Below are 24,590 nucleotides of genomic sequence, written 5' to 3' on the forward strand. Positions count from 1 at the left end.
AGCTATTTGTCTAATATTAGATGGAATTTTAAACAAAATTAAAATTCGGTTAGTTCAACATTAGAGTTTGATTAGAACTTTTTTTATTCCTGGGAATTGTATTTGAGTGGGTATGTTTTGGCTAAAGCCGAGAGATGTTAAATGTATATCTTAAGCAGGTTAAAACCCGCTCCTATTGAATATTTTAATCTCTCACAGATTTCACGGATGACACAGATTTTCTAAAATGAATATAATTTTATAAGATTTAAAATGAATCTAAAATCATCAATCTGCGGGATCTGGGAAATCTGTGGGAGAAAAAATCAAGAATTAACAGGAAATTCAAGAAGAACATTTGTACCTACATTAATAGCAGAATCAATTTTCATCACAATATGATGATGATCAAAGATACTTTTTGAAAGTGATAAGCCAATTCCACTGCCCTTCACAGTATCTACATTTTTTCCTCTGAAGAAGGTTTCAGATATTTTCACAAGATCATCAGTAGGAATTCCTCTTCCTTCATCTCTGACCTCAATATACAACTGGTTGTCTTTCTCTGACAGTATAATCACCACAGGTTTATCAAAGGAATATTTGATCGCATTTTCTACAATATTGTACAATGCGAGATATAACAACGTTTCATTTCCGGGAAATTCCAGCAAAGCAGGTTTTGTTACCTGAAGTTGTATTTTAATAGATGAATTGTTTTCTTTTGCTTTGGGTTCTAATTTCTCGTAGATTTTCCAGATCAGCTCATCCACTCTCATTTGCTTATGGGAAGATTCAAGTTTTGTCATTCCGGACATCAGCAAAAGATTGTTGAGAATATTTTCAATCTCGTATACGTTTTCCAATGACTCTTTGGCCACTTCCTTATATTCTTCCGGAGTACGGTCTTTTTGAGCAAAAACTTCCAGATTTCCAGAGATAGCGGCTAAGGGAGTTTTAAATTCATGAGAAACATAATTGATAAAATTCTGCTGTAAGAGTACGTTTTCAGAAATTCTGCCCAACAGTTTATTATACGACTTTATAAGATCTTCAATTTCATCATTGGTATTTGTGGAAGTAATAATTGCCGTAGAAATGTTATTATATTCCACTTTATTGATACGTTCAACAACGTTGGAAATGGGTTTATAAACCACCTTTGAAAGATATCTGCTCAGAAAATAAATTGCAAGCAATCCAATTAACAGTACGGAAAGCATGATAATCGCCAGCCTAAGGATCTGTGATTGAAAAGAATCATTTGAAGATTTTACAAAAACCACAAAATCACCCTGATTATCCGGATAAAAAATTCCATAGTAGAATTGATTATCAGACATAAACTGTATTCCTTTATTATTGCGTACAGCCTGTAAATGGAAAAGTTGTATATTCTTATCGTTCAGATTATGCCCAAAAGTCACTTCATTATTCTGGTTATAGACTGCAACCCTGTTATTCTGAATCAAGTGATTGTATTCTTTTTTGATCTGAGCATGGCGGTCTTTCGGAAGTTCATCTTTTTCGAGATAGTAAATAGCAGAAATAAGAGCTGTATTTCTCAGCTTTTCAAAATAAAAAATCTTGGTACTGTCATAATAGGCAAAGAATATCACCGCAGATGTGATGATAGAAACAATGCCGAAAGAAAGGCTTGAAATAAGGGTAAATCTGTTTCTGAGCGTCATTTTCAGTCTTTGATCAAATATCCGGTTCCTTTCACCGTATGAATAATTTTCTGTTCTGTTTCATCAATCTTGTTACGGACATAGGAAATATAAACATCCACTACATTCGTTGTATTATCAAAATCAATCCCCCATACCTTATGTAAAATCTGAGTTCTGCTCAGTACTTTATTTTTATTCTCCATCAGGAAAGTAAAAAGTTTGTATTCTGTAGGGGAAAATTCTATTTCCTTATCGTTCTGCGTTACTTTGTGAAGATCAGTATCAATCACGATATTTGCACATGATAAATATTGATCTTCCTTCTGATAGCTTAATTTATTTCTTCTCGTTAGCGCTTTAATCCTTGAAATCAGTTCTTCAAAATGGAAAGGTTTTGATAAATAATCATCAGCACCCATATCCAGCATTTTGATTTTATCATCAGGACTGTTCAGGGCGCTTAAAACCAAAATCGGGGTATAATTTCCTTTAAATCTGATAATCTGAGTAAGCTGCATTCCATCCAATCCGGGAAGCATAATATCCATTAAAATGAGATCAAAATCATAGGTATGAAGAAGTTCACGCGCTTTTTCCCCGGAATCTGCAAGGGTAAGATTGTATCCAGCCTCTGAAAGGCCTTTTATCAGGAAATTGCTGATTCTTTGATCATCTTCTACCAACAAAATATTCATCATTTTCTGAAATTTCCCATAAATATAAGTATTCTTGTTCAGAAAGGAAGCCAGAAGAAGGAAGAGGGAACTAACTTCCAACATCCTTCTTCCTTCTTCCAGCCTTTTTTCATAATTTTGGAAGATGGAGATGCTATATTTAATTATTGGGTTGATTGCCGGTGGTATACTTGGCGCCGTTATATTATATTTTGCGCTGAAATCATCAATGGTTTCAAGAAGTGTTTATGATGCGCTGAACACCTTATCTATTAAAACCCAGTCTGATCTCGAAAATTCAAATCTGAAGATTCAGGAACTTCATCAGAATATCAGCAAAGAAAGAGAAGCTAATATACTGCAGCAGGATCTTTTGGACGATCTGAAAAATGAATTTTCTAAAATCTCCGCCGAATATTCGTCTTTAAATATTCAGTTTCAGGAATTAAAACAAATCAATCTGAAACATACTTCTCAGATAGAAACTCATATTCTTGAAAAGCAAACTCTTTTTGCTAAAAACTCTGAGCTTTCTGCCAAAAATGAAGGTCTTCAACAATCTCTTGATACCCAGAAAGAAGAAATTATCAAGATTCAGGAAGATTCTAAACTTCAGTTTGAAAACCTCGCCAATAAAATTTTAGAAGAAAAAACAGAAAAGTTTACTACTTTAAATCAAAATAATTTAAAAAATATCCTTGAGCCTTTTCAGGAGAAAATTGCCGACTTAAAAAACAAGGTCAACGAAGCCTACGAAAAGGAAAATAAAGAACGTTTCTCCCTTGCCGAAAAAGTAAAAGAACTTGCAGAATTAAACCAACAGATCTCTGAAGATGCCAAAAAACTGACCCGCGCTCTGAAAGGAGAAAGCAAAACCCAAGGAAACTGGGGCGAGATGATTCTGGAAAGTATTCTTGAAAAATCAGGATTGGTAAAAGGAAGAGAATATTTCCTGGAACATGAATTACGTGATGAAGATAACAAAGCTTTATTCTCTGAATTTTCCGGAAAGAAAATGCGACCTGATGCTGTTGTAAAATATCCGGATGAAAGAAATGTCATCATTGATTCTAAAGTATCACTGACTGCTTTCACAGAATTGGTAGACGAAACTGACGCCGATATTTATGCTATAAAATTGAGCCAGCACCTGGGATCTATCAAAAATCATATTAATCAATTAAGTCAAAAAGCATACGATGACTATGGGAAATCACTGGATTTCGTAATGATGTTTATTCCTAGTGAACCAGCTTATATTGCTGCGATGCAGGCAGACCAGAATCTTTGGAACTATGCCTACGAAAGAAGAATCCTACTGCTTAATCCAAGCAATCTGATTACTTCTCTTAAACTGATTGCTGATCTTTGGAAACGTGAATACCAAAACCGAAATTCCATAGAAATTGCTGAACGCGGAGCCAGACTTTATGACAAATTTGTAGGATTTGTGGATAACTTAGAGAAAGTTGGAAGAAATCTTGATCAGGCAAAGAATGTATATAATGATGCCTACAAACAGCTTCATACAGGAAATGACAATCTTGTAATACAGACTCAAAAACTGAAGTCATTAGGGATTAAAAACAAAAAAGACCTGCCTCAAAGTCTTATTGACAACAGTAATTTTATTGAGCCATCAGAAAGCTAAAACCTTGCTTTTATGTTTTCATTTGCAGCATATCCATATCCAAAATCCGAATCATTCAAAGAAATCTTTGTTTCTTCTTTGGGAGCCGGAGTATCTGTATATCTGTTTCTGATTATTTTTCAGCCCTTTGGTACAGAAAGCTTTCATCACCCGTATAAATTTTTATTACTTTTCCCTTATTGCATTATTTTTGGAACAGCGTTTTTCATTACCAATCTTTTAACTTCTCGTTTTAGCAGCTGGAATATTGGTACTGAGCTTCTGAAAATAATATTCATTCTGTTTGTTGGATCAATTCTATCCTACTTTTACAATTCATTATTTCTGAGTCATGTACAACTTGACCTTGCTAATTATTTGTATATGTTCCTTTATTCTCTGGCTGTTGGTATTCCAGTTTCTATCATATATATTTTATCGCGGTATATCTATTTAAAGAATATCCATGAAAATACAGCGCAGAGTATTTCTCAACATCTTCCCGTTTCGGATCCTGAACAACAACAAAATTTGTTAAAAATATCAGCTCAGAATACAGAACTTAGCATCAATGAAAAAGATTTTCTTTGCGTTCAGTCCATGGAAAACTACTGTACATTTTACTTTTTAGAGAATAACAGCTTAAAAAAAACAGTAATCAGAATAAGCTTTTCCAATGCTTTACAACAAATCGAAACAACTTCTGTCAAAAAATGCCACCGTTCTTATATTGTTAATCTTAGAAGGGTAAAAAATCTCAAAGGAAATGCTCAGGGCTATAAATTAATTCTCCCTGAAATTGATTTTGAAATTCCCGTTTCAAGAAGTTTTATTCATTCAATTATTCCTCAATTACAACAACTAAATCTGTAAAGTTGTCATTCGTCACTATTACTTGCTACTCATCACATTAACTTGAAAGCATAGATTTTAAACCACATTTTTGCTCAAAAATTAACCAACATGAGTAAAAACATCCGTTTCTTCTTCATCTTTATTTTAGGTTTTACAATCTATTATTTCTCCGATTTTTTCTTTTTTAAAAACATTCAGACGTTCTCAAAAAATCTGTTTCACAACAAAGCAATAGCCCATGTAATTGCTTATTCAGTAACTTTAATTCCATTGATGGCTGCATTAAAAATTCTGTTACACAAAAGAAGCATTTCAGAGCTACTTTCATTAAATAAGTCCATTTTCAAAGGATTTACTTTGGCACTTATTGGAACTCTGCCTATGCTTATCGGATACATGATCCATTTTAAAGCAATCAGTAAAATAAATCTTGAAACACTATTTATTAACACCCTTTCGTCAGCATTTTTTGAAGAGATCATTTTCAGAGCTTTTCTTATCGGAATACTATACAGGTTTACCAGGCTTGGTTTTTTATCCTCGGCCTTATTAGGCTCTTTACTCTTTGCACAGGTTCATTTATATCAAAGTCAGAACATAACAGAACTTACTGAGATATTTGCCATTACATTTCTAGGTTCAATATTCTTTTCCTGGGTATATTTTGAATCTGAATATAACTTATGGACTGCCATCTTCCTTCATTTCTTTATGAATTTGTACTGGGAAATCTTTAATGTATCAGAAAATGTTTCCGGAAACCTCTATGGAAATCTGTATAAACTGATCTCAATTGCAGTCTTGATAGTAGTTATCATCTATTTTAAAAGAAAAAATAAAATCCCGTTTGAAGTAACATGGAAAAGTCTTTTTATCAAAACCAGAGAAGTTCAATCATAAATTTTGCATAATTTTGCAGCATGTTGATAGAAAGTTTTCAAAACGATAAAATAAAAAACGTCACTAAGCTCCTTACTGACAACAGATTCCGTAAAAAATCAAAAGTTTTTGTAGTAGAAGGCCAGCAGGAAAATGAAAGAGCTATGCAGTATGATTTTGAACCGCTGGAGTTCTTTATCTGTGAAAATATCTTTAAGGGAACCCTACCCGAGGGAAAAATCCATCATGTAAGTGAAAAAGTATATGAAAAAATAGCTTACCGAGGAAGTTCTGAAGGAATTATCGGGATCTACCAGGCAAAAGAAACTCCGCTTTCATCATTTATTCCTAAAGAAGATTCTACGATAATTATTGTTGAAGGCATAGAAAAACCGGGAAATCTTGGAGCTATTTTAAGAAGTTGTGAAGCGTTTGGAGTAGATGCACTGATTGTTGCTGACGGAAAAACAGATTTTTACAATCCTAATGTGATCAGATCCAGTGTGGGCTGCCTTTTCGGAATGGAAGTATATCAGGCTGAAAATGAAGAAACATTGGAATTTCTTCAAAAAAACAGTTTCAATATTTACACTACACTTATGGATGAAAGTGCTGAAGATCTTTATAAGAGAGATTTCAGACAGCGTTCAGCAGTATTATTCGGTACTGAACATTCCGGATTGAGTGATTTCTGGATAGGAAAAGGAAAAAACACTTTGATTCCTATGGCCGGAAGTATTGATTCTTTAAATCTGAGCAATGCAGTGGCGATTACCTGCTATGAATCTTTAAAACAAAAGAAAGGATAATAATTTTGGACTTTATCCTATGTAGCTTTTTATAAAATAAGATTGCTTCGCCTTCGGCCCGCAATGGCTAAGCATAAAAAAACCGTCTCACTGAGTGAAACGGTTCTTTTATTGTTAAGCGTATGCTAGAATTATTTCTTAGCAGCGTCTTTTGCAGCATCTTTAGCAGCGTCAGCAGCTCCTTTAGCAGCATCAGCAGCTCCTTTAGCAGCTTCTCCAGCTCCTTTAGCAGCATCTTTAGCAACTTCAGCACCAGCAGCAGTTGTAGCAGCAGCAGCATCTTTAGTAGCTTCTACAGCAGTAGTTGCAGCAGAATCAACAACTTTAGCAGCTGAATCAGAAACTACAGCAGCAGAATCAGCTACAGTAGCAGCAGCAGAATCAGTTGCTCCTTCAGTAGAAGTAGCTTCAGTTTTTTTACAAGCAACTAGAGAGATTGCAGCGATAGCAGCTACGAATAATGACTTTTTCATAATAAATTAAATTTAATTTTGTTAATATTGTTTTATAAAATTTTCTTCTGTTCTGTTATTTGAACAAGACAAAGGTATAGCAGATAGAAAATTTGTTTATGAAAAATAATTGTAATACCTTTGTAAAATAGTTTTACAAAAAAACATAACTGATAATCAACAATTTAATTATTTTTTGAAAAATTGACAGATTTAGATCTATTACACTTTGAGCAGCTAAAAAAGGATGTTCAGGGTCAATACTTAAAAGAACATACCCCTTCGCAGGATGATATATCCAAGTGGAAGGGTATTGATATAATATATTTTCAGGAAGACCTGCGCAAAAAAGCAAAAGGTAACATCAGTGAAAAGTCATTTTATACGTATTTCAAAAGTTCGCCGGTTACCAAATTACCAAGGATAGATATGCTCAATTTACTGAGTATTTATGCGGGTTACGACTCTTGGTATGAGTTTAAGAAACTGCATCTTTTTGCAGGTGAACTGCTTCAGGAAAATGAGAATTTGGAGGAGGAAGAAATCAGTGAATTAGAAAAAACAGTTTCTGAAGCTCCTGAACTTCCAAAAACTGAAAATCAGCCTAAAAAAGTTGAAATCCGCACCCCGGAAAACAATGATTTACAAAAATCAGCTACTGACAATCAACAGATTACACAAAATAAGAGCACTACTCAGGAAATTGAAATTTCATCTGTTCCGCCTAAGAAAAATTTCTTCAAAAAGAACGCCTGGGCATTGGTTACTTCCGTTTTGATTACCATCACTGGTCTTTTAGGATTTAAAGATGTCCTTTTTTCAAAAACTTATAAATATTGTTTCATCGATAAAGACAGAGGAGTTTCCGTGATCAACACTTTAGAAATAATGGTGGTGAAGGAAAATGAATCCCCATTGATGTACAAAATAAAACCTGGTGAGTGTTTTTATTATTCTACTAAGGATAAAAATTTAAAAATGCGCATAAGTGCTCCTTTCTACGAACCTCTGGAAGTCAATAGAAACCTTGAGAATGCACCTGAAGAGGAAAAAATAGAACTAAAGCCGGACGATTACAAGATGGCAGTGTACTATTTCTCAATAAAAGACATCAAAGGAGGAAATCCGGACGAACAGGTTGCTCTTATTAAGCAGAAAAGAAATCAGCTGGAAAATCTGATCAGCAGTAATGCTGTGATCTATCAGGTATATGACAATGATACCTACGGAATAGAAAGACTGGATAAACAGAAATACATCACTCTGGTAACCACTCCTACAACTTCACTGAAAAACCTGAATGTAATAGAAATGAAAAAGGATAACAAAGGAAAGATTGTATCCATTAAATTTAAAATTGCTACCACAAATGAAAAGAATAAGTAATTTTTTAATTTTCACTGTGCTTCTGACATTATTTATTGCCTGTAATAATAAAACCTCAGAGGTAAGTGACCTCGATAAGCTACGAAACAGCAACAATGAAAAGAGTTATCCTGCAGTGCAGATGGACAGCATGCAAGCAATCAACTCAATTACCAAACAGAAGGTTCAGGAACTTTTTGACCTTTCTACTCTTTACCTGTCCGGAAACAGAAATACAGAAATAGATACCGTTATTTATTCACAAATGGAAAGCTATTTCCATAAACCGGATTCTTTGACATTTAAAAGATTACTAAAGGAACTGGATAGCATGAAAGTAAAAACAGCAAAGGTGAGCAATCTGAATGTTTATAAAGAGTTCTATAAAAAAGACACATTGGACTATGCTAAGTTTAATGTAGAGTACTTTGACAATAAGAATAAGTCCCTGGGAAGCTTTGAGAAGAATGCACAGTATATCCTGCTGTCTACTTCCAAGCTCAAAAAGGAATTTAAATTCTACTTTTTGGATTTTTATTCCAAACCGCTTAAGAAAGACAGCACTTCCGTAGGAGTAACCAAATAGTCAACGGGAATATCATTTTCCCAGACATCATCCACATATTCATCGGGGTCAAAATAATTGACTCCGATTTTTTTGGTATCTGTTGAAACGTTCCGGAATAACCCATCATAAAAACCTTTCCCATATCCTACCCTATTTCCTTTTCTGTCACAGTACAGCAATGGCGTAATCACATATTGAAAGTTATTTTCATCCGAATCTTCATTAGAAACAGGCTCAGAAATCCCCCAGCGGCTGGTTTCAAAAACAGTATCTTCAAAAATTTCAATATTAATAAGCTTATCATCTACAATTTTAGGGACATAAACACGGATATTCTTCGCTAAAAAATAGTGAATGAAGATTTGGGTATCAATTTCATTTCTTGCCAGGATCGGGATAAAAACATGTACTTTCTCTCCTTCCTGCGGGTTGAAGTAATGAATGAAATTTTCAAAAATCTTTTCAGATAACAAGAAAGCCTCATCTGGAGACAAGGCTTTTCTTTTTTGGGTATATTTTTTTCTAAGCTCAGCTTTTAGCATAATTATTAAGTTATTTTAACTGAAATAATTTTTACCGGACAAGCTTTTTCAGCTTTATCGTTTATTCCTGATTATGCGTTTTGCACAATTCTGTACAGCTTATCAGATAAACGAACTCTGAATGGAAGTTCGAAAGTGATCTGATCTCCAATTTTTGCTGTTTCACAAGGCCCTCCATTTGCATAGATTTCAGTAATGGTAATTTCCTGTTCTCCGGTTGTAGGACCTGAAATTAATACTTTATCTCCTACTGACAAATCTTTTTGTTCAATTAAGAACTGTGCAATTTTTGATTTTGAGAAATAATGCTCTGCTTTTCCAATCAGTTCTTTTTTAACAGCAATCTTTTGACGGATATTCTTTGTTTCAGCTTTTGCTAAAGGCTTATCTGACAAATCACCTGAATTTTTAAATTTCAGGGCATCAGATTTTCCTTTTCTGAATACTTTATTTCCAACTTGTAACCCTTTTCTTAGCTTCACCTGTTCATCCCAAGGCAGATGTACAATATCCAGACATTCTGTAGAACAGCAGTTTTCCATTGCTGCTTTACATTCATCACATTGGATAAATAAAAGGTGGCATGCATCATTGGCACAGTTGGTATGGTTATCACAAGGTTTTCCACACTGGTGGCATTGTGCAATAATATCGTTTGTAATTCTTTCCCCTAAACGGTGGTCAAATACAAAGTTTTTACCAATAAATTTACTTTCTATTCCTTCTTCTTTAATCTGGCGGGTATACTCAATGATCCCTCCTTCCAATTGGTAAACATTTTTAAAACCCTGATGTTTAAAGTAAGCACTGGCTTTTTCGCAACGGATACCTCCGGTACAGTACATCAAAAGGTTTTTATCTTCTTTAAAGTCTTGTAACTGTTCATTGATAATCGGTAAACTTTCTCTGAAGTTTTCCACATCCGGAGTAATAGCGCCTTCAAAGTGGCCTACTTCACTTTCATAGTGATTTCTGAAATCTACAACGATGGTATTCGGATCTTCAAGTAAACTATTGAACTCCTGAGCTTTTAAGTGAATTCCTTTATTGGTTACATCAAAAGTTTCGTCATTCAAACCATCAGCAACAATTTTATTTCTAACCTTGATTGTTAGTTTTAAAAAAGAATAGTTATCCTGGTCAACAGCGACATTCAAACGGATTCCTTTCATAAAATCATAAACTTCCAGCGTATTTCGAAAAGCCTCAAACTGATCCGCAGGAACACTCATCTGAGCATTGATTCCTTCTTTTGCTACATAAATACGGCCAAGTGCATCCAGTGCATTCCAGGCAATAAATAATTCGTCGCGAAATTTTTTGGGATCTTCAATTTTGGCATACGCATAGAAAGACAAAGTAAGACGGTCTTTACCGGCTTCATCAATAAGTTGAGCTCTTTCTTCTGCGCTTAAGGTGTTATACAGTTGCATGCTATAAACGTTTTAAGTGAGAATAAAATTTTTGCAAAGATAAGAATTTTTGAATTAAGTATCTTTATGACACAAATCACAGGTAATGAATAACGAGTGGATAACATTGAATATTTAGTAATAAATAATGGAAAATAGAGTGTACTTTACACTCTAAAATCTGACATATTTTCTTTAATATTTTTTTAAGCTTTGTTAACTATGACATTAACAATTATGACATAAGATATAAAATGACATAATAGCCGTTAAATTTTAGTTAAAATTGAAACATAGCATACTAATTGCTTACTTATTTAACATTAAATTTGTTTACTCAAAAACATAAAAAAGAAATTAATTAATAAACAAGAAAGATATACAATGAAGAGTACTTTAAAAAAACTATTACCATTTGCAGTAGTAGGAGTAATTTCCGGAGCTACTACCGTTGGAGCCATACAATATTTAGGACACAACTCCAACAATGGAGATCAATCTTATTTCACAACTTCAGCACCTAATACTTCATTTGCAGGAATGAATACGGGAGCAGTAGGTGACGATTTTGTGAAAGCAGCCAAAACAACTGTTCCGGCTGTAGTTACTATTAAAAATTACCAAAGCAGAACAGCAAGCAGAGCTTCAGAACAGGATCTGTTCGACTTTTTCTTCGGAGATCCTTTCGGGGGAAGAGGCCAGGGCCAGCAGAGACAGAAGCAGCAACAGGCTCCTGACAATATGCCATCGGGAATGGGTTCAGGGGTAATCATCTCTCCGGACGGTTACATTATTTCCAACAACCACGTGGTAGCAGGTGCCAATAAGCTGGAAGTGGTATTAAGCAACAAAAAATCATATATCGCTACTCTTGTAGGAACGGATCCCAATACAGATATATCTCTCTTAAAAATTGAAGAAAAAGGTCTTCCTTATTTAAATTTTGCGAATTCTGATAATATTGATGTGGGACAATGGGTACTTGCAGTAGGAAATCCACTTGGATTAAACTCTACGGTAACAGCAGGTATTGTTTCTGCTAAAGGAAGAGGTATCGGAATTCTAAGCAGCCAGGGAAAAGCAGCTAATCCTATTGAAAGCTTTATCCAGACGGATGCTGCGATCAACCCGGGTAACTCAGGAGGAGCTTTGGTGAATACTAATGGAGAGCTAATCGGGATCAACTCTGCAATCCAGTCTACTACAGGATATTATCAGGGATATGGTTTTGCTGTTCCTTCTAACTTAGCCAGAAAAATTGTTGAGGATATCAAGAAATTCGGAATTGTACAGAGAGGATTCTTAGGAGTTCAGTCTTTAGATCTTTCAAATGATCAATTGGTAACTTCCTACAATCAGCAATATAAAACCAACTTAAAAATAGGGTCTGGAATCTATATTACAGGGTTTGGTGAGAACAGTGGTGCAGAAGATGCAGGTCTGAAAAAAGGAGATATTATCACAAAAGTAGACAGCTACGATATCACTGACTTTGCAGATCTCTCTATGTCAATTGGAAGCAAACGTCCGGGTGATAAAGTACAGGTAACATATTTAAGAAACGGTAAAGAAGGTACTACTACAGTAACGCTTAGAGACCAGAAAGGAGGTACTTCTACGAGAACTAAAGCTGACCTGAGCGTAACTGAAAAGATTGGATCAGAATTCCAAAGCATTGATGACAGAACGAAGGCATATTACGGCTTAAATAGCGGTGTGGTTGCTAAAAATGTTATTGAAGGAAGCGAAATGGCTAAAGCAGGAATTGTAGACGGTTATATCATCACTGAAATCAATGGTAAGCCTGTAAATTCACAGAAAGATGTGGAAAGTTTACTGAATAAATTCTCAGGAACCGCACAAATAAAATACATGGACGATTACGGAAGAAATTACCAGAGAGGATTCAAAATGCCTTAATTAACTTTTTTGATTTACCATTAAAAAATTAACCATTCTTACTTAAGAATGGTTTTTTTATGAAAAAAACAAAGAGTTTTAATCCAAAATAGAAACCTATATAAAAAACACATAAAGGCCTGATGATTTATTTTTTTATAAATTTGGAAAAACCAAAATGTATGAAAAAAGCTACCTATAAGGATAGAGAAAAGGTCGTCAATATTTTATGCCAGGCTTTCATAAATGTTCTTATCCCTAATTCTATCAATTTTGTCATAAAGAATTCAGGCAACAGATATAAGAGATTGAGAGCATTAATGGAATTTCAATTTGATTTATCAATGCTAAATGGAAGCATATTTCTTAGTGACGATCATAAAGCATGCATTTTATACTTAGACAAATTCCAAATCAGTTTAAAAAAAATATGGCTTGAAATAAAATTGTTGTTCAAATGTATTGGATTTGAAAATACGTTTAAAATTTTAAAACGAGAAAAACTTTTAGCAATGTTTCATCCAGAAGAAGAATTTGTTCATTTATGGTTAATGGCTGTAGTTCCTGGTGAACAAGGAAAAGGAATTGGAACAAAACTTTTAAAGGAATCTATGAGTAAATATGAGAATGAACTCATATATGTTGAAACAACAACATTAGAAAATAGAACCTTTTATCAACAAAATGGATTTACCATTTTCCATGAAACTTTTGAGTTGTCTTACCCTCTTTACTTTTTGAAATATGTTTAATACAGAAATCTATTCCGCAACATTTATTTATATTATAATATTCTCCTTAAATACTCAACCTTATATCCTAAATAAAAACGCTGCAGAGATCTGCAGCGTTTTTTTATTATTTATTTAGGCTTATTCATTTTTTCAGCAATTCTTTTCTGCTTGTTCCGCTCATAAATAACTTCTACAATCTTACCCCCAATCCAGGAAAACGGAAAGAATGTAAGAAAAATAGAGATCTTATAAAATGTAGGATGGTAAGGAAATATAATTACATCCAGCATAGCGATAAAGAGCATAATAAAACCGATCAGAATAGCATAAGCTACTTTAGCGTATTTAACAATGATAGCCGTTGCAACACCTCCAATAGTAGTTCCCAATCCGGAAATAAACAACAGGAAGCCAAAAAATGCCTGATCATCTTTCATACTGAAAAGAAACCTCTGCCAGTGCTCAAACGGAGCAAAAGCCTCAAAAGTAACCCATTGCGGAAAAACCCTTATACCAAGAGTAATAATAAGCCCTGCAATACCAAGACCTACCAGAACCGCAATTGTATTTCTTATAAAATTCATTAATCCTGATGTGCGATCATAGAAATTTCGATATCCACATTTTTAGGCAGGCAAGAAACCTGTACTGTTTCACGGGCAGGATAGCTTTCTGAATCTAAGTAAGAAGCATAGATATCATTCATTACAGCAAAATCATCCATACTCTTAAGGAAGATGGTAGCTTTTACAACGTTTTTGAAAGTCATTCCGGCTTCAGTAAGAATGGCTTCAAGGTTTTTCATTACCTGGTGTGTTTCTTTTTCAATTCCTTCTACCAATTTACCAGTTGCAGGATCTACAGGAATCTGTCCGGAGATATACAAAACTCCGTTTGCCATATTAGCTTGTGAATAAGGGCCGATAGCTGCAGGTGCATTAACTGTGTTGATGATTTGTTTCATAGCGGATATTTATTTTTTTCTATGGTCATATGTCATCACTTTTGCCGGTAAGAAAATTCTGCCAGCAGTGATTTCATTAGAATTTATTTTGATTGCAAATATAAAATTTATATTCACAAATGCCAATCTGATATTAGAAAGGTGCATTAGGCTGGGTAAAGCTTCTGTCTTTGTACTTCAGTGCGTCACTTAAGATATTGGCTTTTATACCAATAAAGAAGTCATACACTTTATACTGTCCGAAAGGAACCCAATTGAAATTGATTGTAAAACTTCGCTGATCTCTTGAGAAACCAATTCTTGTATATGCCAATTCCTTAGTCACCATATCATAATGCGTACTTCCGTTGATATTCCAGAAAGGAGTCAGCTTGATGCTCCCATCTAATCCTATAGATGCAATTTTATTGGCAAATCTGCTCAGGCCTTTTGAGTAAGCATAGTTCGCACTGATGTTTAAAGTCCATGCCTGATCAAAATGAGCATAATGATCATCATCAAAATAATAATTTTCATTTCGGACTTCTCCTTTTGAGGAATATTTTTTAGCATAATCGGTCTTCTCTCCAAAAATCTCGCTGCTCAAAGGATAAGATAACTGAACATTGAATCCCTGTACACTGAAGTGCCCGAACTGCTCTGTTCTTACTCCTGAATCCTGACCTGAAGAGAAATCTATTTTATAAGGTTCCAGTGCAAGACTGGTATTCACCGTAAGTTTATTATTGAAGAATGAAGACTGTCCGTTGATTGAAAATACAGACCAAGGGTGATCATTAGCTGCAAAGTTGTAGCTTCCTGAAAGGTTTAAAGATTCAAATATCTTGATTTTTTTCACCCCTGTAGAATCACTCTTAGACTTTACTTTCATCTCGATATTGTTACCGATATTGAAACCTAAAGCACCCTGCATTCCGCTTGACGGGCTTCCTATGATTCCTTTTTCGAAAATAGAATAAGGAGTCAACGCTCCGGTTGCATTGTAATAATTTCTGTAATATCCGAAATTAGGACTTGAGAAATCAGGAGAATATGTGAAGCTTACACTTGGGGTCATCATATGTCTTACCGCTTCTACGGCAGATCCTTTTTTGAATTTCATCATCCCGAAAAGTGTGGTCTGAAGACTGGCAGAAGTAGAGAATGTAGAATATCCTGAGAAGTTTTTATTGATCTCATCCACTGTTACATTCTTTACCGGATCATAATATCTATTAAGCGTTTTCGTAGTCAAAGCATTATCGATATTGGCGCTTAAACTGAACGTGAAATATTTTGCCACTGTGGTATTGGTAGCCAATGCGATATTATTTTTAAGACCCGTCTGCATTTTGTCCCACATTTCTTTTTTAAACAGCTCGTTCTCCTGAGTATTCACAAAATTGGTAAGGTTGAAACCTGTATTCACTGTAATATTTTCAAGAAGCCCCTGTCTTATTCCTGTTCTTGATTTAAACAGGTAAAACTGGTTAATCGCTACGTTCATTTGTGGAAGACGAAGGTCTGCCAATCCCGTTGCAAAGTTTTGTGAATAAGAAGCCGTTCCTGTAATGGTTGCCGGAAGTTTCAGAAATCTTTTGGTAAGGGTTACCGTAGAGTTCTGCTGGGTATTCAATACATTCTGGTTGAAAATATAGTTATTGTTAAGCGGGTTGTTATAAAACTTTGTACTTACGATGTCCACAGAAGCACTGAATGTAAGGAAAGGATTGGCTTTAGAATCCTGAGAGTGGGTCCAGTTAATTCTATAAGTACTGTTCTTGGTATAGTCATCCAAACCTTTAATACCTCTTACCATGGTTCCTACATCTGCTGTAAAGTTTCCAGAGTAACGGTACTTCTTCTGATAATTCACCTGAGGACGTAAATTCCAGCTTCCTTTTGTATAAATATCTGCTAAAACCTTAACGTCAAAGTGTTCTCCTATTGGCTGGTAATATCCTATTCCATTAAGGAAAAAACCTACATCTTCTCTTTCTCCGAAACTAGGAATCAGGATACCGGCTGCTCTTTTATCTGAAAACGGTAAAATGGCAAACGGAAGATAAAGAGGCGTAGGAACCTGCTCAATAAACATCTGGATAGGTCCTGTAACGATTTGGGATTTTGTTTTGGTTTTAATCAGCTTAATATTATAAGCTCTCATAAAATAATCCGCAGCTGTATCTTTTTTCTTAATGAAATAATCATCCGTTGTATAATCCGCTTTTCTCATCGCGAATACGGAGTCGTTATATTTTTTGGTCTTCTGAGCTATAATTACCCCTTCACTTTCTTCTGTTCTTGCATTGAAAGCAATCGCCTGTTTGGTTTTTGTGTTATAGCTGAATTCGTTGGTTTCGTATTTTTTTCCAGCCTGGGTGGTAATTACAGGTTCAATGATTTTTCCTAAGGAATCTTGTTTTCCTCTGGCATAAATCAGATTTTTATTATCATCTATTGAAATATAGTCTGCATCAATCTGCATATCCTGATACTTCACCTGTGCATTTTTGTTCAGAAAAGTCATCTTTTTGGGAATGTCTCTTCTCTGATCATCAGCTTTTGTGCGAAGAATATCATCCAAAGTTTCTTTTTTTACAACTATGGTATCCTTTTTGGAAATAGTATCATTAACCGCATTTTTAGGCAATTTTTCAGGAGTTTTCTGTGCTAAAAAATTGTTAAAAATTAGGATAATTAAAATTTGTAATATATTTTTGAGGACGGTTTTGGCCAATTTTATTATATATAATTAAGGCCCAAAATTAATATAATTTTTATAACTGTAAGATGCACAAACAAAATTTTAAAATAATTTTATCATTTCTCCTTATCCTTACCAGCAACTTTATTTTCTCTCAGAAGAAGTTTACTATCGTTCTGGATGCGGGACACGGAGGAAGTGATCATGGAGCCAACAGGACTTATTCCGACATTGGAAGAGTGGCAGAAAAAGACATTACACTTGCTATTACGTTAAAAGTAGGCGCAATGTTAGAGAAAAACAGAGATTTCAAAGTTATATATACCCGTAAAATTGACGAGTATCCTTCTCTATCTGACAGAACCAATCTGGCGAACAGGAGTAAAGCAGATCTTTTCGTATCAATTCACTGTAATTCTTCTCAAAGACCTACGGCCTATGGTACAGAAACTTATGTACAGGGACCTAACCAGAATAACGAAAATCTTGAGGTAGCCAAAAGGGAAAATGACGTAATCTTCCTGGATGAAAAAGATAAACAGACCTTCGGTTCTTATAATCCCGATTCTCCTGAATCATTGATTGCATTAAAACTTCAGCAGAGCAAATATCTGGAGTCCAGTCTTCTTTTGGGCGGATTAGTAGAAGATAACTTTGTGAATAAAGATAAACGTTCCTCAAGAGGTGTTTTCCAAAAGAACCTTCACGTTCTCCGTATGAATGCCATGCCATCTGTACTAATAGAAACTGGTTTCATCAATCATCCTGAAGAAAGTCACTACATCGCTTCGGACAAGGGGCAGACTGAAATTGCGGAAAGTATTTACAACGCTATTATTGATTATAAAAAAGCAGTTGACAGAAAATCAGGAGGTTCTATCTCAGTCAGAAAGCCGGAACCGGAAAAACCTGCAGAAGTTCCTTTGAAAAATGATTTCAGGATTCTATTGATGAGTTCGCCTACGAAATACAATGAAAATGATCCTGCTCTGAAAGGATTGAATTACATTCTTACTCTTAAAGAGAACGGACAATACAAATATTACTATGCTGTAACAAATATGTCCTCCGTAAAAGATATTAATCTTAAAACAGCGAAGGATGCAGGATTTAGAAATGCTTTTGCCGTAGGATTTATGCCAAATCAAAGGATTAACATGGGTTATTATACGATAGAAGTATATACCGGAGATAAACTGAACGGCAATTCTTACATCCTTCAGAACCTGAAAGATGTAGAAAGAGAGAAAGACAATGGCGTTTTTTATTATACCTATGGAAAAGTATACACACTGGAAGATGCAGCAAAACTTCAAAAGGAACTTGAAGCTAAAGGTGTCAAAAACACAGTGATACAAAAAGTGTATAAATAATTAAAAAAAATAATTTTGAAGTTAAAGAGTTAATTATTACTTTTGCAACCTCAAAATTTGGCCTATTCGTCTAGTGGTCAGGACTCAAGATTTTCATTCTTGCAACAGGGGTTCGATTCCCCTATAGGCTACAAACTTACAAACCTTTAACGGCTCCGTTAAAGGTTTTTTTACGGGTTATTTTTTCACCTTATTGTACTTTTAAAGCCAGCTTGGATATTTTCTGAAAACTCTGTTAAAGTTAATTTTCTTCGGATTTTTATAGTATCCTGAAAAAATTGTTAGGAATTGCAACATTCTAACAACTTGAAAATTACTATCATTATAATATAGAACGTTTACTTTTATTGTAAAAATTCATTCCATTTATGTTATATGTCACAAAAGCATTATATTTGCAAAAAATTTAGCCATGGTTGGTCACTCAAATATGGCAGCACTGATGAAAAATAATATTGATAAATCATTGTTTGTAGTTTTCTACAGGCTACCAAATTTTATATCATGCCGGATTTAAAAATACAAGAAGCGAAATTGCTTTTTAAGAAAATCCACTCTAACCCAAAAAGTTATGATTTACAAATCAATGAAGACGGGATTACAGGCAGAGATGATAAAATCAGTTTCAGACTTTACAGGGCTGGAGAAAGGGTTGCTTTTGAGGTAACAATTGACGGTCTCACTTTCACCAACACCACTGGAGAATGGAACAATGCATTGATCATGCTGGGAAATACGATCAAAAAATTAGAAAAAGAACAAGAAAATTTAAAAATAGAACAAGCAATAAATAAACTAAGAAAGTACCTTTCAGAAGAAAATTAAAATTTTTGAAAATAAATTTGGTAGTTTTAAAAAAAGTTTATAGTTTTGCACTCACATTTAAACGATATGGCAAATCATAAATCAGCACTAAAGAGAATCAGACAAAACGAAACTAGAAGACTTCGTAACAGATATTACCACAAGACTGCTAGAACAGCTTTAAAAGCTTTAAGAAATGAAGAGAACAAAGCTGCTGCTACAGAACAACTGCCAAAAGTTATCGCTTTATTGGATAAATTAGCTAAGAAAAATATTATCCACAAGAACAAAGCGGCTAACTTGAAAAGCAAATTGACAAAGCACGTTAATAAATTAGCGTAAAAATATAGCTGGCCCGTTCGTCTATCGGTTAGGACCTCAGATTTTCATTCTGGTAAGAGGGGTTCGATTCCCCTACGGGCTACTTACATCTTATAAGACCACTGTAACCACGGTGGTTTTATAAAGATCACAGTAGAAAAAGCTATATTAAAATAAATCTAACCGGCCCGTTCGTCTATCGGTTAGGACCTCAGATTTTCATTCTGGTAAGAGGGGTTCGATTCCCCTACGGGCTACAAGATTAAGAGTTGATACTTATAAAAACAAAAACTAACACATTACTTCGGTAGTGAAAGATAGAGGGCCCGTTCGTCTATCGGTTAGGACCTCAGATTTTCATTCTGGTAAGAGGGGTTCGATTCCCCTACGGGCTACAAAAGGACTTTTTCGGAAGTCCTTTTTTCGTTTTTATACCTACATTCAGACAATCTTTACCTTGCAGTATTTTATTTATTTGATCACCAGATCTCATGAATTACCATGCTACCCTATTATTTTGGGAATCCTTTATTGAATTATACCCAACAATATCAACAACAGATGCTCTTCAATTTCTGTATCTGCCTCTTATACAATCCAAACAATCAATAGTCTTTATCATCCGATAACAGAGTTATATTAAATTTCATTAAAAATATCACCAATAATGGAAATATTATTTTTTACTTGATCTATTAATCCTTAAATTTGGCTAAAACTATTCACAATAAAATAAATAACATGAAATTTAATTTACTTTTGGGAAAACAATTCTCTTTTAAAGCCGGATTAATGGCTTTATTTCTATTTTCAGCCACCACATTATCTTTTGCACAAAACAGAATTTATGCACACGCTCAAAGCTCAGGTGTATTTGGAGTAGCATGCCTGGGATGCCGTATAGATAATCCTTTGAATGCAGTTGGGTATAATGAGGATGACTATTCAACAATGGTATTGGGAACAGTCTTATTAGGAGGAATTCAACAAACTCTGATTTTTCCTGACCTAAGATCAGACACAAGGCTGGTTGTAGGAATCGGAACAGACAACATTCCATTATCTGTACAGTTATTAAGCGGAGTAACTCTTGAAACTATGAATGGCGGAACTTCTAATGAAGACCGCAGAACAATAGATATAAGTCTTCTTAAGCTGGGGGCAACACCCAACAGAGGAACAGTAGAATTCAAGCCGACAAAACCTTATGACGGAATAAGAATAGGCTTAACGGGAGGTGTATTAAGTCTTGGCGGCGGATTCAGAATTTATTATGCTTATCAGGATCCATTGATCAGCATTATGGCTCACAGCCAAAACGGGCAGGTTACTCTTGGAGGAAATATTCCGGTAGAAGGCTCAGAAGTCACGCTGTTCAATACTTCCGGAAAAGAAGTATATCGCTCTACACTAAAATCAAACACTTTTGAGCCAAGACAGTCTGAAGGTGTTTATATTATGAATGTACAAACTAAAGAAGGAAAAATATATTCCAGAAAAATTTTAATTAAATAATTCAATAAACAATACAATAAGTGCGGCAGACTTTTAAGCTGTCGTATTTTTTGTATTCATTTTCAATGAAATATAAAAACCAATTCATTAAGTAAAAATAAATTCATAATTACAAATATCAATAAATCATTAACAAATCACATAAATATGAAATAAAATAATCAACATAATCATTTTATTTATAAATTTACAAAAAAGCTAAAACCCAAAATTTTTCTACATATGAAAACTTATTTATTACTTGGCCAACGCACAATGAAAGCTGCAGTTTTGGCATCGTTCCTATTTTTAACAAGCACAATATCTTTTGCACAGATTGTGAAAACCTATGCAAGCAGCCAAACCAATCAGGTATTGGGAGTATGTTTAGGCTGCGGAGTATTGAACCCTCAAAATGCGGTAGGAAGTAACGAAACCGACTACTCTACAATCCAGGTTTCAGTAGGCCTTTTGGCAAGAACAGAACAGACATTGATCTTCCCAACGACCAATATCGCAAACAACACCAATAAACTGGTAATTGGAATTGGTTCAAATGGTACTCCACTATCTGCTCAGGTATTGGGAGGTGTAACGATTGAAACATTTAACGGAAATGTTTCCAACAACGATTACCAAAATCTTACCAATAAGCTGCTCAACATTGGAGCTGGAGATCCAAGCTTAGGTGAGATTGAGCTTACCATGAATATTCCTTTTGACCGTGTCAAAATCAATGTGAATTCAGGATTATTGAATATTGGTGGAGAACTTAGAGTATATTATGCTTATCAGTACAAAGATCCACACATCAATTTCATGGCTCACAGTGAGAATGGACAGTTTACCCTTGACAAAAATATTTCTGCACAAGGTTCGGAGGTTAGTCTAACCAATACTTCAGGAAAAGAGGTATTCCGTTCTAAACTGACATCAAATACATTTGAAACAAAACAGCCACAAGGAGTATATATTATGACCCTTCAAACGAAAGAAGGAAAAACATACTCTAAAAAGGTAATTATCAAATAACAAAGATCCGTAACAGATCAAACCCGGCAAGCTTTTCAAGCTTGCCGGGTTTTTTATACGAATAATGTATACTATTCTTCATGATCAATAGGGTTTCATCATCTCATTAAAAAACCCTGACCAGTTTCGGTCAGGGTTATATTAACAAGATTTACTATCTGGAATAGTATTAGTTTTTGATCAGTTTTTGCTGATATACTGCTTTATCTGTTACAGCTTTTAAAATATAAATACCTTTTGGAAGCGCACTTACATTCATCTGGCCGTTGTTAAATTGTGCATTGACAACTCTCCCTGAAGCATCATAAACAGTAACACTCTGGATTTTCTCCTGAGTTTTAATGGTAAGAATATCAGTTACCGGATTCGGATAAATGCTGAATTCAAGTTTCTTAACTTCAGCAGTTGCTAAAGTTGAAGCAGTACTGTTTACAGTAAGTGTTTTTTCTACCAATTTACCATTTGAATTAAAGCTGATCATGATATCAGAAGTTCCTGAAACAAGCGGTGTCAACACCAGCTCATCATTATCATTAATCACTGCTGAAACTACCGTAGGATTACTGTTTGATTTTATAGACTTCACCACAGATACCGCCATATTATCAGCATCGGAAACTATTGTTTTCAAATCAATTGTAGTGATATTTCCTGCTGTAACCTGTGAAGGTAAAACGCTGCTCACAACCGGAGCCGAATTATTGGTAAATACAGTCAATGCAGGGAACCAATAGTAATCATTCAAAGTTTTTGTACTGGTAAGAGTTCCGCTCATATTATAAGTATGGATCCAGTTCTTCTGATAGTGTGCACCGTATCCGCTTTCTGTAGTGTTCAGAACAAGTTCACCGGTAACAGGATTTACACGAAGTGCCGCACCATAAGGAATTTGCTTAAATTGTCCTGTCTGCCCCGGAATTGCTGCAAAGTTTTCGTTGAATGTTTTCGTTGTAACATCAAATCTTACAATCTGTGTTCCTGAGCTCCAGCTGCTGATTGAATTGATCCAGTATAAAGCATTCTCTTTATTACTTGCTGAAAATTTACCGGCATTCCATGCTCCCCAGTCTCCAATGTACTTCGTTGTTGGAATATTGTAAACCTGTGTGGCAAAAGTAGTAGGATTGATGCTGATCAGCTTCTGATCCTGAATTCCCCATACACTTCCGTCTTTAGCCTGAGCAACAGAATAGAAACCACCGGCAATAGTACTCACTACCGTATCTGTATTAGGATTAATTACTAAAATTCCTACCCCTTGCTTCACGGCAAATACATATTGTGATGTACGGATCATGTTTCCAATCTGACCACTACCCCCAGTTCCGGTAATTAAAGAACCTACCTGTAAATTATCAATATTGAAAGTAACAATTCCTGTAGAAGTACCAATATATCCTTTATGTTCATTCACTCCTACGAATGATCTTCCATCACCACCTCCGATATTATTAAATCCTGCAATTTTCTGCATGGTCTGTGCATTGGCTACAACCAATCTTCCTCCCGGAGTATACTGAGTATCTCCTCCGTCGGCAGCCTGCTTGGATACAAAATAGAATTTATCTCCATAGATTGTTCCGTATTGGGTAGTCGCACCAAAAGCCTGGTTATTATTTGCGTTACTGTATACACGGTAATTGATCTGTCCATTGTTGTCAATAAAGTTTACAGAGCCATTGGTATGCCCAAACCATTCTTCGTTCACCATGAAATATCCATTGGTAAAATTATTGGAAGCAACATATGGGGAAACAGGGGTAAGCGTAGATGAAATTGGAGTAGTATTAAAGCCTGGATTAAAGTTCCAGACATCCCATGAACCGTTTTCCAATGCACGTGAAGAAGCTCCAACACTGGAATATCCAAAATCTGCATCTGTAGGGTTCTTTACCCAATAAGCCCAATATCCGTTAACCGTCCAGCCAGACTGCCAGTGATCATTAGCAGCATCTACAATGGTATAGCTGTCAAAATCATAAGCTGTTGTATTGACAAAACCATTCACCGGATATAACGGATAAGTGGTATTTCCACTTTTGATCAATGCATTGGTACCCTGACCATTGATATCAAAACCTATTCCACCAACCGCTGATCCAAATTGTGTTCCTTGATACAGCAATGTGTATAATCTGTGGTCTGCTTTAGCAATAGCTTTAAGCATATCTTCTCCTGTAGCATTCCCATCCCATTTGAATCCCCAAACCATCGCATCAGGGTTTTTACTGTCATTCCATTGTACTACAAAAGCAGCCTGATTGGCTCCCGATCCCACCCAATACTGAATATCAGAAAAACTGATCGTTGTCGTATTAAGATTGCTGATCCCTGAAATATCATTCCTGGGTACGCCCTGAACTTTTATCTGTGCATTTGATAAGCATGCAAACAGAAAAAGCATCGTAAAAAGATAAAACTTTTTCATTTTTTATTAATTTAAAT

At 35.0% G+C, this 24,590-nt stretch carries 22 protein-coding genes and 4 tRNA genes; 17 read left to right on the forward strand and 9 right to left on the reverse strand.

Features of this window, described 5'->3' with window-relative positions:
• Positions 1-305 precede the first annotated feature (305 nt).
• Together OL225_RS14725 and OL225_RS14730 are read right to left on the reverse strand one after the other, a co-directional pair.
• Entirely contained in the window at positions 306-1,670 is a 1,365-nt protein-coding gene (locus OL225_RS14725; RefSeq protein ID WP_264518759.1) for a sensor histidine kinase, read from the reverse strand.
• Positions 1,671-1,672: 2 nt separating this feature from the next.
• Positions 1,673-2,347 carry a response regulator transcription factor gene (locus OL225_RS14730; protein WP_047376694.1) on the reverse strand — a complete coding sequence of 225 codons (675 nt, stop codon included), beginning with the start codon at positions 2,345-2,347 and terminating at the stop codon, positions 1,673-1,675.
• 124 nt (positions 2,348-2,471) lie between these two features.
• Here OL225_RS14730 and rmuC point away from each other — a divergent pair, with 124 nt between their 5' ends.
• The 4 genes from rmuC (at position 2,472) to OL225_RS14750 (ending at position 6,499) form a co-directional block, all read left to right on the forward strand.
• Positions 2,472-3,977 (forward strand): DNA recombination protein RmuC, encoded by a 1,506-nt coding sequence (rmuC, locus tag OL225_RS14735; RefSeq protein WP_264518760.1) that lies wholly within the window; start codon positions 2,472-2,474, stop codon positions 3,975-3,977.
• A 12-nt stretch (positions 3,978-3,989) separates the two neighbouring features.
• Positions 3,990-4,829 (forward strand): LytTR family DNA-binding domain-containing protein, encoded by an 840-nt coding sequence (locus OL225_RS14740; RefSeq protein ID WP_264518761.1) that lies wholly within the window; start codon positions 3,990-3,992, stop codon positions 4,827-4,829.
• 90 nt (positions 4,830-4,919) lie between these two features.
• Positions 4,920-5,711 (forward strand): CPBP family intramembrane glutamic endopeptidase, encoded by a 792-nt coding sequence (locus OL225_RS14745; protein WP_264518762.1) that lies wholly within the window; start codon positions 4,920-4,922, stop codon positions 5,709-5,711.
• 20 nt (positions 5,712-5,731) lie between these two features.
• Entirely contained in the window at positions 5,732-6,499 is a 768-nt protein-coding gene (locus OL225_RS14750) for a TrmH family RNA methyltransferase (protein ID WP_047376547.1), read from the forward strand.
• 131 nt (positions 6,500-6,630) lie between these two features.
• Here the strand turns inward: OL225_RS14750 and OL225_RS14755 are convergent, their stop codons facing one another.
• Positions 6,631-6,972 carry a hypothetical protein gene (locus tag OL225_RS14755; protein ID WP_047376546.1) on the reverse strand — a complete coding sequence of 114 codons (342 nt, stop codon included), beginning with the start codon at positions 6,970-6,972 and terminating at the stop codon, positions 6,631-6,633.
• A 183-nt stretch (positions 6,973-7,155) separates the two neighbouring features.
• On the opposite strand from OL225_RS14755, the gene OL225_RS14760 reads away from it, so the two are divergent.
• A complete protein-coding gene (locus OL225_RS14760; protein WP_264518763.1) occupies positions 7,156-8,337 on the forward strand; it encodes a hypothetical protein in 1,182 nt (393 codons plus the stop codon).
• Complete coding sequence (locus tag OL225_RS14765) at positions 8,321-8,902, forward strand: hypothetical protein (protein ID WP_047376544.1); 582 nt, start codon at positions 8,321-8,323, stop codon at positions 8,900-8,902. The genes OL225_RS14760 and OL225_RS14765 overlap by 17 nt, the downstream gene beginning before the upstream one ends.
• Here the strand turns inward: OL225_RS14765 and OL225_RS14770 are convergent.
• The gene (locus OL225_RS14770) at positions 8,851-9,426 is read right to left on the reverse strand and encodes a 5-formyltetrahydrofolate cyclo-ligase (RefSeq protein ID WP_264518764.1); all 576 of its coding nucleotides are present in this window, start codon (positions 9,424-9,426) and stop codon (positions 8,851-8,853) included. The two genes, OL225_RS14765 and OL225_RS14770, sit on opposite strands and share 52 nt — an antisense overlap.
• 71 nt (positions 9,427-9,497) lie before the next feature.
• Complete coding sequence (locus tag OL225_RS14775; protein ID WP_264518765.1) at positions 9,498-10,859, reverse strand: rhodanese-related sulfurtransferase; 1,362 nt, start codon at positions 10,857-10,859, stop codon at positions 9,498-9,500.
• A 363-nt stretch (positions 10,860-11,222) separates the two neighbouring features.
• On the opposite strand from OL225_RS14775, the gene OL225_RS14780 reads away from it, so the two are divergent.
• The gene (locus OL225_RS14780; RefSeq protein WP_264518766.1) at positions 11,223-12,758 is read left to right on the forward strand and encodes a trypsin-like peptidase domain-containing protein; all 1,536 of its coding nucleotides are present in this window, start codon (positions 11,223-11,225) and stop codon (positions 12,756-12,758) included.
• 161 nt (positions 12,759-12,919) lie between these two features.
• Complete coding sequence (locus tag OL225_RS14785) at positions 12,920-13,489, forward strand: GNAT family N-acetyltransferase (protein WP_047376541.1); 570 nt, start codon at positions 12,920-12,922, stop codon at positions 13,487-13,489.
• 110 nt (positions 13,490-13,599) lie between these two features.
• On the opposite strand, the gene OL225_RS14790 is transcribed toward OL225_RS14785, so the two are convergent.
• The 3 genes from OL225_RS14790 to OL225_RS14800 form a co-directional block, all read right to left on the reverse strand.
• Complete coding sequence (locus OL225_RS14790) at positions 13,600-14,055, reverse strand: hypothetical protein (RefSeq protein WP_047376540.1); 456 nt, start codon at positions 14,053-14,055, stop codon at positions 13,600-13,602.
• Positions 14,055-14,435, reverse strand: a complete 381-nt coding sequence (locus OL225_RS14795) for a RidA family protein (RefSeq protein WP_034694591.1) — start codon at positions 14,433-14,435, stop codon at positions 14,055-14,057. Before OL225_RS14795 ends, OL225_RS14790 begins: the two co-directional genes overlap by 1 nt.
• Before the next feature lie 133 nt (positions 14,436-14,568).
• Positions 14,569-17,154 carry a putative LPS assembly protein LptD gene (locus OL225_RS14800; RefSeq protein ID WP_047376539.1) on the reverse strand — a complete coding sequence of 862 codons (2,586 nt, stop codon included), beginning with the start codon at positions 17,152-17,154 and terminating at the stop codon, positions 14,569-14,571.
• A gap of 53 nt (positions 17,155-17,207) precedes the next feature.
• On the opposite strand from OL225_RS14800, the gene OL225_RS14805 reads away from it, so the two are divergent.
• The 9 genes from OL225_RS14805 to OL225_RS14845 all read left to right on the forward strand — a co-directional run bounded on the left by OL225_RS14805 (position 17,208) and on the right by OL225_RS14845 (position 22,145).
• Positions 17,208-18,494: an N-acetylmuramoyl-L-alanine amidase family protein gene (locus OL225_RS14805; RefSeq protein ID WP_264518767.1), complete on the forward strand. Its 1,287-nt coding sequence runs from the start codon at positions 17,208-17,210 to the stop codon at positions 18,492-18,494.
• A 59-nt stretch (positions 18,495-18,553) separates the two neighbouring features.
• Positions 18,554-18,625, forward strand: a tRNA-Glu gene (locus OL225_RS14810).
• Positions 18,626-18,998: 373 nt separating this feature from the next.
• Positions 18,999-19,319 carry a hypothetical protein gene (locus OL225_RS14815; protein WP_047376538.1) on the forward strand — a complete coding sequence of 107 codons (321 nt, stop codon included), beginning with the start codon at positions 18,999-19,001 and terminating at the stop codon, positions 19,317-19,319.
• A gap of 66 nt (positions 19,320-19,385) precedes the next feature.
• Positions 19,386-19,640 (forward strand): 30S ribosomal protein S20, encoded by a 255-nt coding sequence (rpsT, locus tag OL225_RS14820; RefSeq protein WP_002983073.1) that lies wholly within the window; start codon positions 19,386-19,388, stop codon positions 19,638-19,640.
• 10 nt (positions 19,641-19,650) lie between these two features.
• Positions 19,651-19,722: transfer RNA gene (locus OL225_RS14825), tRNA-Glu, on the forward strand.
• 82 nt (positions 19,723-19,804) lie between these two features.
• Positions 19,805-19,876, forward strand: a tRNA-Glu gene (locus OL225_RS14830).
• Between the two features lie 66 nt (positions 19,877-19,942).
• Positions 19,943-20,014, forward strand: a tRNA-Glu gene (locus OL225_RS14835).
• Positions 20,015-20,360: 346 nt separating this feature from the next.
• Entirely contained in the window at positions 20,361-21,134 is a 774-nt protein-coding gene (locus OL225_RS14840) for a T9SS type A sorting domain-containing protein (RefSeq protein WP_264518768.1), read from the forward strand.
• 222 nt (positions 21,135-21,356) lie between these two features.
• Positions 21,357-22,145: a T9SS type A sorting domain-containing protein gene (locus OL225_RS14845; protein ID WP_081995464.1), complete on the forward strand. Its 789-nt coding sequence runs from the start codon at positions 21,357-21,359 to the stop codon at positions 22,143-22,145.
• Positions 22,146-22,314: 169 nt separating this feature from the next.
• Here OL225_RS14845 and OL225_RS14850 read toward each other — a convergent pair whose 3' ends face one another.
• Positions 22,315-24,573 carry a DUF5074 domain-containing protein gene (locus OL225_RS14850; protein ID WP_264518769.1) on the reverse strand — a complete coding sequence of 753 codons (2,259 nt, stop codon included), beginning with the start codon at positions 24,571-24,573 and terminating at the stop codon, positions 22,315-22,317.
• Positions 24,574-24,590: the final 17 nt, after the last annotated feature.

Origin of the sequence: Chryseobacterium viscerum (assembly GCF_025949665.1) — a bacterium.
In the GTDB taxonomy this organism is placed as follows: domain Bacteria; phylum Bacteroidota; class Bacteroidia; order Flavobacteriales; family Weeksellaceae; genus Chryseobacterium; species Chryseobacterium viscerum_A.

Bases quoted from the DNA above. Each gene is read 5' to 3' on its own strand.
- OL225_RS14725 (WP_264518759.1), bottom strand. From the start codon at position 1,670: ATGACGCTCAGAAACAGATTTACCCTTATTTCAAGCCTTTCTTTCGGC.
- OL225_RS14730 (WP_047376694.1), bottom strand. From the start codon at position 2,347: ATGAATATTTTGTTGGTAGAAGATGATCAAAGAATCAGCAATTTCCTG.
- rmuC (WP_264518760.1), top strand. From the start codon at position 2,472: ATGGAGATGCTATATTTAATTATTGGGTTGATTGCCGGTGGTATACTT.
- OL225_RS14740 (WP_264518761.1), top strand. From the start codon at position 3,990: ATGTTTTCATTTGCAGCATATCCATATCCAAAATCCGAATCATTCAAA.
- OL225_RS14745 (WP_264518762.1), top strand. From the start codon at position 4,920: ATGAGTAAAAACATCCGTTTCTTCTTCATCTTTATTTTAGGTTTTACA.
- OL225_RS14750 (WP_047376547.1), top strand. From the start codon at position 5,732: ATGTTGATAGAAAGTTTTCAAAACGATAAAATAAAAAACGTCACTAAG.
- OL225_RS14755 (WP_047376546.1), bottom strand. From the start codon at position 6,972: ATGAAAAAGTCATTATTCGTAGCTGCTATCGCTGCAATCTCTCTAGTT.
- OL225_RS14765 (WP_047376544.1), top strand. From the start codon at position 8,321: ATGAAAAGAATAAGTAATTTTTTAATTTTCACTGTGCTTCTGACATTA.
- OL225_RS14770 (WP_264518764.1), bottom strand. From the start codon at position 9,426: ATGCTAAAAGCTGAGCTTAGAAAAAAATATACCCAAAAAAGAAAAGCC.
- OL225_RS14775 (WP_264518765.1), bottom strand. From the start codon at position 10,859: ATGCAACTGTATAACACCTTAAGCGCAGAAGAAAGAGCTCAACTTATT.
- OL225_RS14780 (WP_264518766.1), top strand. From the start codon at position 11,223: ATGAAGAGTACTTTAAAAAAACTATTACCATTTGCAGTAGTAGGAGTA.
- OL225_RS14785 (WP_047376541.1), top strand. From the start codon at position 12,920: ATGAAAAAAGCTACCTATAAGGATAGAGAAAAGGTCGTCAATATTTTA.
- OL225_RS14790 (WP_047376540.1), bottom strand. From the start codon at position 14,055: ATGAATTTTATAAGAAATACAATTGCGGTTCTGGTAGGTCTTGGTATT.
- OL225_RS14795 (WP_034694591.1), bottom strand. From the start codon at position 14,435: ATGAAACAAATCATCAACACAGTTAATGCACCTGCAGCTATCGGCCCT.
- OL225_RS14805 (WP_264518767.1), top strand. From the start codon at position 17,208: ATGCACAAACAAAATTTTAAAATAATTTTATCATTTCTCCTTATCCTT.
- OL225_RS14815 (WP_047376538.1), top strand. From the start codon at position 18,999: ATGCCGGATTTAAAAATACAAGAAGCGAAATTGCTTTTTAAGAAAATC.
- rpsT (WP_002983073.1), top strand. From the start codon at position 19,386: ATGGCAAATCATAAATCAGCACTAAAGAGAATCAGACAAAACGAAACT.
- OL225_RS14840 (WP_264518768.1), top strand. From the start codon at position 20,361: ATGAAATTTAATTTACTTTTGGGAAAACAATTCTCTTTTAAAGCCGGA.
- OL225_RS14845 (WP_081995464.1), top strand. From the start codon at position 21,357: ATGAAAACTTATTTATTACTTGGCCAACGCACAATGAAAGCTGCAGTT.
- OL225_RS14850 (WP_264518769.1), bottom strand. From the start codon at position 24,573: ATGAAAAAGTTTTATCTTTTTACGATGCTTTTTCTGTTTGCATGCTTA.